Origin of the sequence: Pontibacter sp. HSC-14F20 (assembly GCF_019599265.1) — a bacterium.
GTDB lineage: Bacteria > Bacteroidota > Bacteroidia > Cytophagales > Hymenobacteraceae > Pontibacter.
Window position 1 is genome coordinate 43,130 of record NZ_JAHZTC010000020.1, and the last position, 14,459, is coordinate 57,588.

Sequence of the window (14,459 nt, forward strand, 5' to 3'; positions counted from 1 at the left end):
TGCAAAAAAGGATTTAAATTAGAATAAATCCAGTTGCTTCTTTTTCTTCAAAGCGTTTTTTGCACTGCCGTCTTCTGATAGTTCTTCTACGGCATCCAGCGCATCAAGTTGAGCCCCACTGACTTTGGCGGCTTCCTCTGCCAACTCTTTCAATTCAGTCGGCAATGTTACAGGCTCCCGCTTTGTGGTAACTTTTTTAGCTTTCGGCTTTTCCTCCTGCTCCATTTCCTCCAGTTTCGGCACTTTCACGTCGTAGATCTTGAAGTAACTGAGCTTATTGCCCATGGCTTTCCAGCCTTTCACGTCAATAAATTCGCTCAGTAGCAGTTTCTCTGTTTCTTTCTCACCTCGCAGCGAACGCTTGAAACTGACAGTGGCCATTGGAACCGGATGCGTTGAAACAGCTTCCATTCTGGAATTCTTGGTCTCCGGTATGAAGCTGAATTTCTTGCCTACTGTAGATGTCTCGATACGGAAACGCTTCACATAGTAGGTTTTATTATCCCCTTCATAATAAATAGTGGATACAACCAGCTCCGGATCGAACTTCTGCAGGACTTTGATCTTCTCCACGGTATAGTGGTTAGCCAGATCAAATGTGGTCTGCTCGTAAGAACCATCTTCGTATACCACCAGAATGGTGTCGTCGGTATTGAATGAGCCGAGGTAACGGCCACGGCCTTCGGTGTTCAGACGGCCGATCACTTCGTCGTAGAAGATCTCGCGCCCACCTAGCGTAGACTCGCCCAGACTCTTCTGTACTACCTTCTTAATTGGGTACTTCGTAACGATATTACCATTTGATCCTTTGCCTTTTATCATCAGTTCGGCAAAGTCATAGTCGAATGTTTTGATACGGGCCGAGGCCTGTGGTGAAAGGGTGATACTCACCACCTCTGACTCTGAGTTCGGGTTGGCGGTCAGGTAGTGTACCTTGGAGTTTTTATTACCCTTGGTCAGGTCGTACTCCTTGTCGCGGGTAATCGACTTTACAGAAAAACGTTTCGCAAAAGATACGCCGGTCTTGCCGTCCACATAGATCATGTTATAGACCATGTGCTCGTCGTTTTTATTGTAAACGCCGGCCATGATGATGTCTTTTCCCACAAAGGTTTTCTCGGCTACTTTAGACACGGTAAACTTGCCATCCTTGCGGAACACAATAATATCGTCCATGTCAGAGCAGTCGCAAACGAACTCATCTTTACGCAGGCCCGTACCGATAAAGCCATCCTTGGCATTCATGTAAAGCTTCTGGTTAGCGATCGCAACCTTCTGTGCTGTAATTACATCAAAGGTTTTCACCTGTGTTTTACGGTCACGTCCCTGGCCATATTTCTTCAGCAATCCTTCGAAGTAGGCAATCGCGTAACGAATCAGGTTAGCCAAGTTGTCATCTACCTCAGCCATCTCCTCTTCCAGCTTATGAATATACTCGTCAGCTTTAAAGGAGTCGTATTTAGAAATGCGCTTTATCTTGATCTCAGTCAGGCGAATGATGTCATCTTGGGTTACTTCGCGGCGCAGTAGTTTCTTGAACGGGTCCAGGCCTCTGTCGATTGCCTGGAGCACAGCTTCCCACGTTTCACACTCCTCGATGTCGCGGTAAATGCGGTTCTCGATGAAAATCTTCTCCAAGGACGAGTAATGCCACTTATCTTCCAGTTCGCCTTTACGGATCTCAAGTTCGCGCTTGAGCAGGTCTACCGTCTTAAACGTAGATATGCGCAGCAGCTCGTCCACACTCAGGAAGTGCGGCTTGTCTTCGATGATCACGCAGGTATTTGGTGAAATGGACACTTCACAGTCCGTAAAGGCATAGAGCGCGTCCATGGTCAGGTCAGGCGATACGCCCGGCGGCAACTGCACCTGTATCTCCACATCAGCAGCCGTGTTGTCGACTACCTTTTTGATCTTGATCTTGTTGTTCTCACTCGCCTTTACAATCGATTCCATCAGGCCTGTGGTCGTGATGCCATAAGGCACGTCACGGATGATGAGCATGGTTTTGTCCACCTTCTCAATTGTAGCGCGCACCCGGATTTTACCACCACGCATACCATGGTTGTAGTTGGTCACGTCTACCATGCCGCCGTTCGGGAAGTCAGGCAGCAGAGTTGTCGTGCGGCCTTTCAGCACATCAATAGAACCTTTGATCAGATCCTTGAAGTTGTGCGGCATGATCTTGGTCGAGAGACCTACGGCTATACCTTCCACACCCTGCGCAAGCAGCAGCGGGAATTTCACTGGTAAAGTCACCGGCTCGTTCTTACGGCCGTCGTAGCTCAACTGCCACAGCGTCGTCTGCGGATTGAAAACCACATCCAGCGCAAACTTGGACAAACGGGCCTCAATGTAACGAGGCGCAGCCGCACTATCGCCCGTACGTACATCGCCCCAGTTACCCTGCGTCTCGATCAATAGATCTTTCTGACCCAGGTTTACCATCGCGTCACCAATAGAGGCGTCACCGTGCGGGTGGTACTGCATGGTCTGACCAATGACGTTGGCCACTTTGTTAAAGCGACCATCGTCCATCTCCTTCATTGCATGCAGGATGCGGCGTTGCACCGGCTTCAAACCATCCTCAATGGCAGGTACGGCACGCTCCAGTATAACATAAGAAGCATAGTCGAGGAACCAGTTCTCGTAGAGACCAGAAACCGGGGTTACGTTATGGATTACCTCTTCCTCACCGTCTGTAAATGCAACTTCTTGCTCCTCTTCTCTTTCTTTATCTTCGTTGTTTAGTTCGTCGTTATGCATATACTTCCTCTACTATGTCTTTCTCAAACTTCAGATTCTCAATAATGAATTGCTGGCGCTCCGGTGTGTTTTTTCCCATGTAGTAGCTCAGCATTTTCTGTATCGTCGTGTCTTTCTGCAGGAACACCGGTTTTAATTTGATGTTGTCGCCAATGAACTTGCCGAACTCATCCGGCGAGATTTCACCCAAACCTTTGAAGCGGGTGATCTCCGGACGCTTGCCCAGTTTCTCAATAGCCGCCTGTTTTTCGGTCTCGTTGTAGCAATAGATCGTCTCTTTCTTGTTGCGCACCCGGAAAAGCGGAGTCTCCAGAATGTACACGTGGCCATTCTTTACCAGATCAGGGAAAAACTGCAGAAAGAAAGTGAGCAGCAGCAGACGAATGTGCATACCGTCCACGTCGGCATCGGTGGCGATTACGACACGGTTGTAGCGCAGACCTTCCAGCCCCTCTTCAATATTCAAAGCGTGCTGCAATAGGTTGAACTCCTCGTTTTCGTATACCACCTTTTTCTTCAAACCAAAGCAGTTCAGCGGCTTACCTCTCAAACTAAATACGGCCTCAGTATCCACGTTGCGGGATTTGGTGATAGAACCACTTGCCGAGTCACCCTCCGTGATGAAGAGCGTGGAAAGCAGGGCATTCTCGTGCTTGTCCTCGTTGAAGTGCAGACGGCAGTCGCGCAGCTTGCGGTTGTGCAGGTTGGCCTTCTTGGCGCGCTGGTTGGCCAGCTTCTTCACGCCCGCCATGTCCTTGCGCTCACGCTCGCTTTGCTCAATTCGTTTCTTCAGCGCCTCGGCCGTCGCCTGATTGATGCGGAGATAATTATCAAGGTGCTCCTTGATGAAGTCATTAATATATGAGTTCACAGCTGGGCCATCAGGTCCCATATCGATCGAACCCAGTTTCGTCTTGGTCTGCGACTCAAAAACGGGCTCCTGTACACGCAGGGAAATGGCACCGACAACGGAGCCCCGAATATCGGCTGCATCGTAATCCTTCTTATAAAAGTCGCGGATCGTTTTAACCAGTGCCGTACGGAAAGCTGCCAGGTGCGTACCGCCCATGGTCGTGTACTGACCGTTCACAAAAGAATAGTACTCCTCGCCGTAGTCGTTGCCGTGTGTTATGGCCAGCTCAATGTCATTCCCTTTCAGGTGGATGATCGGGTAGCGCATGCTTTCCTCGTCGGCTTTGTTTCTTAAGAGATCGAGCAGGCCATTTTCGGAGTAGAATTTCTTGCCGTTGAAGTTGATCGTCAGACCAGCGTTCAGGTATACGTAGTTCCATATCTGGTTTTCCAGATAATCCGGGTTGTACTGGTAGTTCTTGAAGATAGTATCATCCGGCGTAAATGTCGTGAGCGTGCCGTTGCGCTGCGAGGTGGCCTCCAGCGGAAGATCGTTTGTCAGTACACCACGCTCAAACTCTGCAGCCTTCATTTGCCCGTCACGCACCGATTGAATGCGGAATTGGCTCGAGAGGGCGTTAACTGCCTTGGTACCCACGCCGTTCAGACCAACAGACTTCTGGAAAGCCTTGCTGTCGTACTTACCCCCTGTGTTGATCTTGCTCACGCAGTCAATTACCTTGCCCAGCGGAATACCGCGGCCGTAGTCGCGCACCTGCACCTTGTGGTCGGATATCTTGATGTCAATGGTCTTGCCAAAACCCATCACGTGTTCGTCGATGGAATTGTCAATTACTTCTTTCACCAAAATGTAAATACCATCATCGGCCGAAGAACCGTCTCCCAGTTTACCAATGTACATACCGGGTCGTAGCCTGATGTGTTCGCGGGGCTCCAGCGAGCGAATGCTGTCTTCGTTGTAATTATGCTCTAACTCTGCCATTCTGTAAGCGTAAGTGTATTTGATTTAGTGGAATCACTCGGAAATATAGAAAAATAAAAGAAATCGGACGCTACAAATAGTTCCGGCGCCTAACCGATTCATCTTTAAAAGAAGGCTATTGCTAATAATATTAGTCAGCAAATATAGCTAAAATAGTTGAAATCATCAACCACTTCTATACAACCAATGCACATTACGATCAGTTCACAAAAATAAGAGAAATACGCAGGCATAACTTAGCTAAAATTATTAGCATAAAAATAGTTAGATATAACTATACTTGCGCATTACATTTGCTTAATTAATTACGGTTAAACACAGGCCGTATACCTTCATACAGACGCACCCTATGGAAATTAAATTACCCCGGTATTTTAAGTTTGTCATCATTTTACTGGGACTCTTTCTTGTAATCTGGATCCTGCAGAGTTTCAAGTCGATTTTGATGCCGCTGGTTTTTGCCTTGCTGTTTGCCCTGCTCCTGCTGCCCCTCACTCGCGACCTTGAAAAGTTCCGTTTCCCAAGGGCGCTGGCCATTCTGATTAGTATTGTGTTGGTGGTGATTATACTGGGGCTGGTTATCTGGTTTTTATCCATGCAGGTCATCAGCCTGACCTCGGAGCTGGATACGATCGGAAAGAACTTTGATGCACTGCTGATGAAGGTGCAGGATTACCTCTACCATAATTTTGGCATACAGCCGGCCAACAAAAGCGAATTGTTCCGCAATATGGTAGGCGGCCTGCGGGAGATCTCGACCACCTTTGTCGGCAGCACGATTTCTCTTACCACCGGGGCGCTCACTATGATCACAATCGTGCCCATTTTCGTATTCTGCTTCCTGTACTACCGCAATCACCTGGAGCAATTCATGTATAAATTTGTGTCCAAAGAGCGTCGCAGCAGCCTGAACCATACCATTGATAACATACAGGTTGTGGCGCAGAGCTATATATCCGGCCTGATGATCGTGATCGTAATCGTGGCCCTGCTCAATTCGGCGGGCCTGCTTATCCTGGGCGTCAAGTATGCGATCTTCTTCGGCGTGTTTGCCTCCATCCTGACCATTATACCTTACATTGGCATTCTGATTGGGGCTATGCTACCGGCGCTGTTCACGCTGGCCACTACCGGCAGTCTGTTCGACGCAGTGCTGGTGGTGCTCGTGTTTATGTTTGTGCAGTTTCTGGAGGGCAACTTCATCACCCCCTATGTCGTTGGTTCTAAGGTAAGTATCAACCCATTCGCTGCCATTGTGGCCTTGTTGATTGGTGGTGAGATCTGGGGTGCGGCAGGTATGATCATCTCTATACCTATGATCGCCATACTCAAGGTGCTTTTCGATGCCTACGAGCCACTGCAGCCCTTTGGCTTTTTGCTGGCCGATATAGACAATGTGAAGGAACAGAAATCAGGTCGCTTCCGGAAGATGTTTGACAAACTGCGCGAAAAGGCAAAAAAGGAGCGCTACGAAGATGACCGCGAGGTTGAGCAGTAAGGAGGCTTTGCTAATTCTGTTTGCACAAGGTATAGCACTGGCGCAATTTGAAACGTATTGCTAAGAATATTGGTTTACAGGATAGTCCTTTGGAACAGATCAAAGGCCGCTAGAAAAAGCCTAAAAGAGAACCAGCTTGTACGCCATCATAGACATTGAAACGACGGGTAGTCAGCCCACTCAGGACAGGATCACCGAAATTGCCATTTTCATACACGATGGCAAAGAGATCGTTGACAAGTATAGCACCCTGATCAACCCGCAGCGCCCTATACCTTATTATATATCCCAACTGACCGGCATTACCGACGACATGGTGCAGGACGCACCAAAGTTCTACGAAGTCGCCAAAGAGATCGTGCAGTTTACAGAAGGTATGGTGTTCGTGGCCCATAATGTGCGCTTCGATTATTCTTTTATTAAGAAAGAGTTCGCCGATCTGGGTTTTACATTTCAGCGCAAAACTCTGTGCACCGTTCGCCTGAGTCGTTCACTTATACCTGGTCTGCCGTCTTACTCGCTCGGGAAACTTTGTAAGAGCATCGACATTGACCTGCAAATGCGCCACCGTGCCATCGGCGATGCGGAAGCCACGGCCAAGCTGTTCGACAAGTTGATCAAAATCAACCGGCCGGTCATTGACGGAGCACAACACCTGGCTGATCCTTCAGAACAACTCAAAAATGAAATAAAGGCCTCGCTCCTTCCTCCTGCTATCAGCAGAGAGCAGGTGGACGCACTGCCAACAGTACCGGGGGTTTACTACTTCTACAATGAAGCGGGCGAGGTGATTTATGTAGGCAAGAGCATTAACATCAAGAAGCGCATTATCCAGCACTTCAACATCGACTACAAAAGCCGTAAGTCCATTGAGTTCAAGAACCAGATAGCCGACATCACTTACGAGCTGATGGGCAACGAACTGGTGGCGCTGTTGTTTGAGTCAGCGGAGATCAAGCGTATGAAACCGCACTACAACCGCCAGCAGCGACGCAGTGTGTTCAATACCGGCATCTTCACTTACGAAGACGACAAAGGGTATAAGCGACTGACCTTTGGCAGCATTAACAAGGCCGATGATGTGAACATGACACCAATCATTGCGCTCTCCAACCAGTTCAAGGCTAAGGGATTTCTGTTCCACAAGGTGTCAAAGTTTAACCTGTGCCAGAAGTTGTGCGACCTTTATAAAACGCCGGGTGCCTGCTTCGATTACCAAGTGCACATCTGCAAAGGCGCCTGTATTGGTGAGGAGACTCCCGAGAAGTACAATGCCCGCGTGGATGCCGCTATCGAATCGTTTACCTACGAGCATAACAGTTTTGTGATTGTAGGAAAGGGACGTGAGTTAGGCGAGAAGTCAGTAGTGGTTGTGGAGCAGGGTACCTACCTCGGCTTTGGCTTTGTGGACGAGTATTTTTCAGCCAGTTCACTCAGCGATTTCAAGTCAGAAATAAAGCGCTACAACGACAACAAAGACGTGCAGCAGATCATACGCGGCCACATGCGCGGCAAGCACAAAGACAAGGTGCTCGTGTTTGATTAGGCCCAGGTGCAAGGTATAGACCCGCTTTTCTGAAGCGCCCATCATCTATTCTCGGTTTAGAAATTTTTTATCCTTAATTTCAAACCGAAATAAAACTTAAATATTCATGGAAAAACGTTTCAGATCAGGGGTATTGTTCGGCGACGAAGTAACAGCGCTGTTCAAATATGCCAATGAGAATAACTTTGCACTGCCAGCCGTCAACGTGATTGGCACAAACTCTATTAATGCCGTGCTGGAAACAGCCAAAGTACTTAACTCACCAGTAATCATTCAGTTCTCTCACGGTGGCGCCACGTTCTTTGCTGGCAAAGGCCTTGAGAACGACAACCAAAAAGCCGCCATTGCAGGCGCTGTTTCCGGAGCCCAGCACGTGCACCTGATGGCCGAAGCCTATGGCGTACCGGTTGTGCTGCACACCGACCACGCAGCCAAGAAACTGCTTCCCTGGATCGACGGTCTGCTAGACGCCGGCGAGAAGTACTACGAACAACATGGCAAGCCCCTCTACAGCTCACACATGCTCGACCTTTCGGAGGAAGAGATCAAAGAAAACATCGAGACCTGCGCCAGCTACCTGGAGCGCATGAACAAAATCGGTATGACCGTAGAGATCGAACTCGGGGTGACCGGTGGCGAAGAAGATGGAGTGGACAATACCGGCGTAGACAGCTCAAGACTCTATACCCAGCCAGAAGAAGTAGCTTACGCTTACGAAGAGTTGAAAAAGATAAGCGATCGCTTCACGATCGCAGCTGCTTTCGGTAACGTGCATGGTGTATACAAGCCAGGTAATGTTGAGCTGCGCCCTGAGATCCTGAAAAACTCACAGGACTTTATTAAGGAAAAATTCGGAACAGGCGACAACCCGGTGAACTTCGTATTCCACGGCGGTTCAGGTTCTGAGAAAGCCAAGATCACAGAAGCGATCGGTTACGGTGCTATTAAAATGAATATCGACACCGACATGCAATGGGCATTCTGGGATGGCGTGAAAAATTACTACGAATCAAAGAAAGACTACCTACAAGGCCAGCTTGGCAACCCGGATGGTGCCGACTCCCCGAATAAGAAATACTACGACCCACGCGTATGGCTGCGCAAAGGCGAAGAGAACTTCATTGCCAGATTGAAAGAGGCTTTTGAAGACTTGAATTGCGTGAATAAAAACGCTTCATAATCAGGCTTGATAATTAAGGAAAGGGTGAGGCGAAAGCTTCACCCTTTTTTTGTCTGAATCAGGATTAGAAAGGATTTTCAGGATTGAGGTACCTCATTCCAGCATGACCTAAAACAAAAGAAGGATCCGTGCACGATTAACTTCCTTCCCCCTTTGAAGGGGAATTTTTTGTAGCTACCATCTCACAGCTTTAAGCCCTGTATCACCCGTAAAAGTACCACTGACAGGTCTCTCAAGACATCCTTGTACAGAAACTACGAAGATATAGCTTTGCCAAATGCACCTAAATGACACTCCACTGTTGGGGGTGAAGGGGTCCCCCTGTCAAGAGCGGTCAGCGAGTGGGGGTAGGGGCCCTTGATTTTTTCTTTATCGAGGGCCCCTACCCCATCAAGGAAAAAAGTGAGTGCCCGCCGCACAGGCGAAGCTATAGAACAATACAGGTTGTTATACCTGTGATTGTAGTTGCTACAGTTCAAAGCCTTATACCTATATCTATACCTATACCTGGGCCCCACGATAGCAGTCATGCGCGACGAAGCTCGCGCCATAGTACATAGTATAAGCAAACCCTACTTATGCTTCAACAACCATTGATAAATCTCATCAGTATCCTCTTTGCGGCAAAGCTCAGACCCAGGCGTCATAGTAGCGGCGGTGCCGGAAGCTACACCATAGCGCACGACATCATCCAGCGAACAACCCCGAAGCAAGCCCATTACCATACCTGCGACCATACTATCCCCGGCACCGACGGCACTCTGTTGTATTACCGTGGGCGGAACCACATAGTATATACCTGACTCCTTTGAGGCAAGCATGGCGCCGCGAGGGCCAAGCGATACCACCAGCACTTTACACTTGCCCTCATCAAGTACCTGCATAGCGAACTCTTCCTGTTCAAAAGCTGAAATATGCTCCTTGCCTGCCAGTTTTGCCAGTTCGCCCAAGTTGGGTTTTATCAGGTATAGCCCCTCTCCCGCCGCTTTCACCAAGGCCTCACCGGAAGTATCCACAATCAATTTGAAATTACGCTTGTGGGCAATCACGGCTATCTGGAGGTAAAAGTCATCGGGTACGCCGGGGGCTAGACTGCCGCTGGCTACCACATATTCGGGCACCTGTTCCAGCATTTCCAATTTTTTCAGTACCTGTCGCCACTCCGACTCGTCTATTTTCGGACCGGGCATGCCGAAGCGAAACTGGTCACCGGTGCTGTCTTCCATCACCATCAGGTTTTCGCGGGTCCAGCTTTTGGTAGGCACATTCCAGTACTCTACATCTTCCTTTTTCAGCAAATCGCAAAGCTTTTCTCCGGCGGGTCCACCCGAAAGTAGCCAGGCATAAGAGTCGCCGCCCAGTTTGCGGATGGCGCGCGAGACGTTAATACCGCCGCCGCCAGGCTCGTAAATGGGTTCGTCGCAGCGGAGTTTCTTTTCGGGGAGAACACGCTTCACATGAGTGCTTTTGTCTAAGGCAGGATTAATGGTAATGGTGAGGACTTTCGGCATGTTTTATCAGTTTGAGTGCTTCAGGTATAGGTCGTTAAACATTGTACTGGTACATACCTCATCGGCGAATATCGAACTCTTTTTTATCACCGGTCCTGAAGGTATAGACCTCACCGCGAACTCCGACTTTCACTTCTTTAGACCAACCTCTGTCGAAAGTGATAATCAATTTATTGCGTGTAATATTTAGTTCCAGCCAGTGTCCGCGATAGCGTAGCTGCATATTCAGGCAAGGCATCTGATCTGGCAGCACCGGGTTGAGCCAAAGCACATCGTCGCGTATCTCGAGGCCGGTGTAGGCGCGCTGAACCAGATCAACGGTACCGGCCATGGCACCGAGGTGGATGCCTTCTGCCGTAGTGCCGCCCTGTATATCTTCGAGGTCGCTCATAAGGGCTATTTCAAAATTTGCCCATGATTTTTTACGGTCAGAACGCGCCAGTACCCACGCATGCACAATCTTACTCAGTGTGGAGCCGTGGGAGGTCCGCTGTTCATAGTAAGCAATGTTTTCAGGTATGCTTTCAGGCTTAAAGTCGTAGTTGAGCTGTTCGAAGATAGAGAGCAATTCCTCAGCAGAAAACAGGTAGAACAGCATCAGCACATCGGCCTGTTTGCTGGCTTTATACTTGTTCACGTTGTCGCCTTCGCTCTCCAATATACGGTCAAGGCGCATGGCTTCTCCGTGCCTCGCTTTGTACTTCTCCCAGTCGAACTCTTCGAGCTTGTCGTAGCCGTCGAACTGGGCGATTATATGCGTGTCTTCCAGAAAAGGCACATACATGCGCTTGCTGATCTCTTTCCAACGCGTCTTATCGTCCGGGGTGATGTGCAGCTTGGTGAGTAGTTCATCATAGCGCGATTCGCCGATTACGTGCTGTAAGTGCAGTGCTTTCCGGATAACCCAGACAGCGAGCACATTGGTATAGGCGTTGTTGTTCAGTCCGACTTCGGTTGTGCCCGGATATTCGGTATGATATTCGTCAGGGCCTACCACATGCAGTATCTCGTAGCGGCCGGTTTCCTTGTTGATTGTAGCGATAGTAGACCAGAACTGCGCAATATCCAGCAGCATTTCGGCACCATAATAACTGAGGAAATCGATGTCCTCGGTCGCCTCGTAGTAGTGCCACACATTGTAGGCCACTGCCGAACTGATGTGCCGCTGCAGGTACGTGTTGTCAGGTAGCCAGCGCCCTGACTGCGGATTGAGGTGAATTACCTGACTTTCCTCTCGTCCGTTGCTGCCACTCTGCCACGGAAACATGGCTCCTCTGTAACCAGCTTCTCTGGCAGCGCTGCGAGCCTCATTCAGGCGACGGAAGCGGTACATCAGCAAGCCTCGGGTGATGGCAGGCAGGTGCAGGTTGAGGTAAGGGAAAATGAAGAGTTCGTCCCAAAATATATGCCCTCTGTAGGCTTCTCCATGCCAACCGCGGGCAGGCACGCCCACATCGAGATCGACAGTGTGGCCTGAAACGGATTGCAGCAAATGGAACACGTGCAGCCGCAGAACAGATTGTACTTTTTCATTGCAGGCCGTGTCGAGATCGCAACGGTTCCAGAGTCGTTGCCAAGCCCGCTTGTGCTCTTCCAAAGATTCTTCGAACATGCCCTGTCTGCTGCTGTTTTTGCAAGCCTCCAGCAAGGGTTCGGAGGTGGCCCAGTCGCGGGAGGTATAGATCAGCACACTCTTTTCCAGGCGCAGCGGCTCACCCTCAACTGCCTGCAGCTTAAACTGATGTTCTACATAACCCTGTTCAATCCTGGTCCCCGGAAATACATCTCTGGCTTTACCATTCAGGTATAGCTGCGTCCGGGCTACTTGTGCCATATGCGTCTTCGACTGCGTGGACTGCACCACAAGAAACATCGTTTCTTCGTCGTGCTGCCCCTGATACAGTGTTTCCAGGTGCTGACTGGCCAGTGAACGGTAACGGGCTACGCCGCTGTTGACTACACGTCCGTCGAGGGCAGATCGCAATTCTACTTCACCAGACCAGTTAACCGGCGTAAGCTTCCATTCCAGTGCTGCAAGATGGGGATTGGCCATGCTGACGAGGCGTCGCGTACTGAGTTTTGACTCGCGGCCTTTAATATCGCGGAAATGCACGTAGCGGAGCAACAAGCCATGTTTCATATCGAGCTCCTGCCGGAATTTGAGCACTTCCACCCCACTCATATGAAACCACTCCTCACCCGGATGACGGAAAGAGACAGGCAGCCAGTTGGGCCAGTTCACCAGGTCCTCGTTTTCAATTTGCTTGCCGGCTACTTCGGAGGTAAGTCTGTTATACCCCCCGGCCAGATAAGTACCCGGGTAATTTAATTCAGGCTCTGCTTTAACTTCTTCAAAGGCACCGCGGGTGGCAATGAAGCCATTGCCTAAGGTGCAGAGTGCTTCGCGCAGCATTTGTTCTTTAGCAACCCATTGGTCGTAAACAATTCTCCACTCAGCCATGGTTTTGTTTCTTGATGGTGTCTGTGAGATCTTCCAGGTAAAGTCGTACCTCGTCCACACTTTCCAGTCTGAATGTAGCGGCTGTTTTGTCTTCGTGCTCCCCCACCAGTATACCTATACCTTGCCCCTGCAGCGACGCAAAAGCATCTTCGTCCGTTATATCATCGCCAATGTAGAGCGGTATGTATTTCCCGTTGTTCAAGCCCAACTCATCCATCAGCCACAATACCGCTTTGCCTTTGTGCCAGTCGATATTGGGCTTCAGTTCGTAGATTTTTTTACCGTGACCGATCTTCAATTCCGGCATCGCGTCCAGCACTTCATCTACAACTTTGCGCACCTCCTCTACCTGCTCGTCGGCGACGTTGCGGTAATGCACGGCAATCGCATAACGCTTCCGTTCCACCAGGCTTCCGGTCACATCTTTGAGCTTTTCCTGCAGCAGAACAGCCGCCTTGTCAAGCGCAGGCAGCGCGGCTTTGGCACCTCCCGGCTCCGAAGCCATACCTCCCGGGCCGGTGATATCGAATCCGTGTGAACCGGCAAAGTACAGGTTATCAAGTTTGACCAGTTGCTCCACATTCTGCCTGTCGCGCCCGCTTACCACAGCCACTTTGGTTACAGCGGCCAGTTCCTGCAATGCATTCCGCATTTCGTCAGACAGAATTGCCAATTCGGGTCGCTGCACGATGGGAGTCAGGCAGCCGTCGTAATCGAGGAAGATGGCGGGGGTTCTACCTTGAAACTGTGCTTTTAGTTCGTTGAGTTGTTCGAGGGCCGAAGGCAATTCGCGGGCATCACGTTTCTGTGTCATATGGTTGGATTTGGGATGTAAGGTATAGAAGGTGAGTTAGATCGAAGGAAACTTTTGAAAAACCAGATCAGCCCCACTTGCTTTGAGGCCGGCTTCATCGTGGGTACGGTCTATACCTACCACCAGTCCAAAACCACCGGCTTTACCAGCCTGCACCCCTTTGCGGGCGTCTTCGAAAACGGCTGTCTCGGCGGGCACTATACCTAGCCGGCGGGCAGCTTCCAGGAATATATCCGGAGCAGGCTTGCCTTTAAGACCAAGTTCAGAGGACTGGAGCCCATCTACATGTTCTTCAAAAAGCTGCTCTATACCTGCGGCATGCAGTACATCCACACAATTTTTACTCGCCGAGATCACAGCTGTTCGCATCCCCTTTTGCTTCTCTCTTTGCAGCCAGCCAATGGTGTCATCGTACACATCCACTCCCTCCTGCTTGAGTAATTCCTGAAAGTACATGTTTTTCAGGTTTCCGAGGCTACTTACTGTTTCATGACCTGTTTCGTCTTCGGGGCTACCTTCTGGCAACGTGATGCCGCGGGATTCCAGGAAATTGCGAACACCATCGTAGCGCGGAATGCCGTCAATGTACTCCCGGTAATCGGTTTCGATGTCGAGCGGCTCGTAGTGTTTGCCTTCTTCCTCGCCGCGCTTCTGCAGGTAGGCATCGAACATACGCTTCCAGGCCTGGGCATGCACCCGCGCCGTTTGCGTCACAACGCCGTCAAGATCAAAAATTAAAGCCTTGATGTTATTCTCCTGGAGATATTGCTGAAGGGTATCCATGTTTTCAATTCGTTTTTACATTCAGGAAAGCGGGTGGGCCAAAAG

At 49.8% G+C, this 14,459-nt stretch carries 9 protein-coding genes; 3 read left to right on the top strand and 6 right to left on the bottom strand.

Annotated features, from left to right (window positions below):
• Nucleotides 1-18: 18 nt before the first annotated feature.
• Nucleotides 19-2,766 carry a DNA gyrase/topoisomerase IV subunit A gene (locus tag K3G39_RS17185; RefSeq protein WP_220627406.1) on the bottom strand — a complete coding sequence of 916 codons (2,748 nt, stop codon included), beginning with the start codon at nucleotides 2,764-2,766 and terminating at the stop codon, nucleotides 19-21.
• Nucleotides 2,759-4,621, bottom strand: coding sequence for a DNA topoisomerase IV subunit B (locus K3G39_RS17190; protein WP_220627407.1), 1,863 nt, complete (start codon nucleotides 4,619-4,621; stop codon nucleotides 2,759-2,761). The genes K3G39_RS17185 and K3G39_RS17190 overlap by 8 nt, the downstream gene beginning before the upstream one ends.
• 349 nt (nucleotides 4,622-4,970) lie before the next feature.
• Here K3G39_RS17190 and K3G39_RS17195 point away from each other — a divergent pair, with 349 nt between their 5' ends.
• The 3 genes from K3G39_RS17195 to fbaA all read left to right on the top strand — a co-directional run bounded on the left by K3G39_RS17195 (nucleotide 4,971) and on the right by fbaA (nucleotide 8,845).
• On the top strand, nucleotides 4,971-6,119 hold the full coding sequence (locus K3G39_RS17195; RefSeq protein ID WP_220627408.1) for an AI-2E family transporter: 1,149 nt from the start codon (nucleotides 4,971-4,973) through the stop codon (nucleotides 6,117-6,119).
• A gap of 136 nt (nucleotides 6,120-6,255) precedes the next feature.
• On the top strand, nucleotides 6,256-7,665 hold the full coding sequence (locus K3G39_RS17200; RefSeq protein ID WP_220627409.1) for an exonuclease domain-containing protein: 1,410 nt from the start codon (nucleotides 6,256-6,258) through the stop codon (nucleotides 7,663-7,665).
• A 106-nt stretch (nucleotides 7,666-7,771) separates the two neighbouring features.
• Nucleotides 7,772-8,845, top strand: coding sequence for a class II fructose-bisphosphate aldolase (gene fbaA / locus K3G39_RS17205; RefSeq protein ID WP_220627410.1), 1,074 nt, complete (start codon nucleotides 7,772-7,774; stop codon nucleotides 8,843-8,845).
• Nucleotides 8,846-9,417: 572 nt separating this feature from the next.
• On the opposite strand, the gene K3G39_RS17210 is transcribed toward fbaA, so the two are convergent.
• Genes K3G39_RS17210 through K3G39_RS17225 form a run of 4 tightly spaced genes read right to left on the bottom strand, consistent with a single transcriptional unit; the run spans nucleotide 9,418 to nucleotide 14,414 of the window.
• Nucleotides 9,418-10,356 (bottom strand): 1-phosphofructokinase family hexose kinase, encoded by a 939-nt coding sequence (locus K3G39_RS17210; RefSeq protein WP_220627411.1) that lies wholly within the window; start codon nucleotides 10,354-10,356, stop codon nucleotides 9,418-9,420.
• Nucleotides 10,357-10,414: 58 nt separating this feature from the next.
• Entirely contained in the window at nucleotides 10,415-12,817 is a 2,403-nt protein-coding gene (locus K3G39_RS17215) for a glycoside hydrolase family 65 protein (RefSeq protein ID WP_220627412.1), read from the bottom strand.
• Nucleotides 12,810-13,631 carry a trehalose-phosphatase gene (gene otsB / locus K3G39_RS17220; protein ID WP_220627413.1) on the bottom strand — a complete coding sequence of 274 codons (822 nt, stop codon included), beginning with the start codon at nucleotides 13,629-13,631 and terminating at the stop codon, nucleotides 12,810-12,812. Before otsB ends, K3G39_RS17215 begins: the two co-directional genes overlap by 8 nt.
• A 36-nt stretch (nucleotides 13,632-13,667) precedes the next feature.
• Nucleotides 13,668-14,414 (bottom strand): beta-phosphoglucomutase family hydrolase, encoded by a 747-nt coding sequence (locus K3G39_RS17225; RefSeq protein ID WP_220627414.1) that lies wholly within the window; start codon nucleotides 14,412-14,414, stop codon nucleotides 13,668-13,670.
• Nucleotides 14,415-14,459 lie beyond the last annotated feature (45 nt).

Excerpts from the sequence above, each read along its gene's own strand:
- K3G39_RS17185 (WP_220627406.1), bottom strand. The coding sequence starts at position 2,766 with ATGCATAACGACGAACTAAACAACGAAGATAAAGAAAGAGAAGAGGAG.
- K3G39_RS17190 (WP_220627407.1), bottom strand. The coding sequence starts at position 4,621 with ATGGCAGAGTTAGAGCATAATTACAACGAAGACAGCATTCGCTCGCTG.
- K3G39_RS17195 (WP_220627408.1), top strand. The coding sequence starts at position 4,971 with ATGGAAATTAAATTACCCCGGTATTTTAAGTTTGTCATCATTTTACTG.
- fbaA (WP_220627410.1), top strand. The coding sequence starts at position 7,772 with ATGGAAAAACGTTTCAGATCAGGGGTATTGTTCGGCGACGAAGTAACA.
- K3G39_RS17210 (WP_220627411.1), bottom strand. The coding sequence starts at position 10,356 with ATGCCGAAAGTCCTCACCATTACCATTAATCCTGCCTTAGACAAAAGC.
- K3G39_RS17215 (WP_220627412.1), bottom strand. The coding sequence starts at position 12,817 with ATGGCTGAGTGGAGAATTGTTTACGACCAATGGGTTGCTAAAGAACAA.
- otsB (WP_220627413.1), bottom strand. The coding sequence starts at position 13,631 with ATGACACAGAAACGTGATGCCCGCGAATTGCCTTCGGCCCTCGAACAA.
- K3G39_RS17225 (WP_220627414.1), bottom strand. The coding sequence starts at position 14,414 with ATGGATACCCTTCAGCAATATCTCCAGGAGAATAACATCAAGGCTTTA.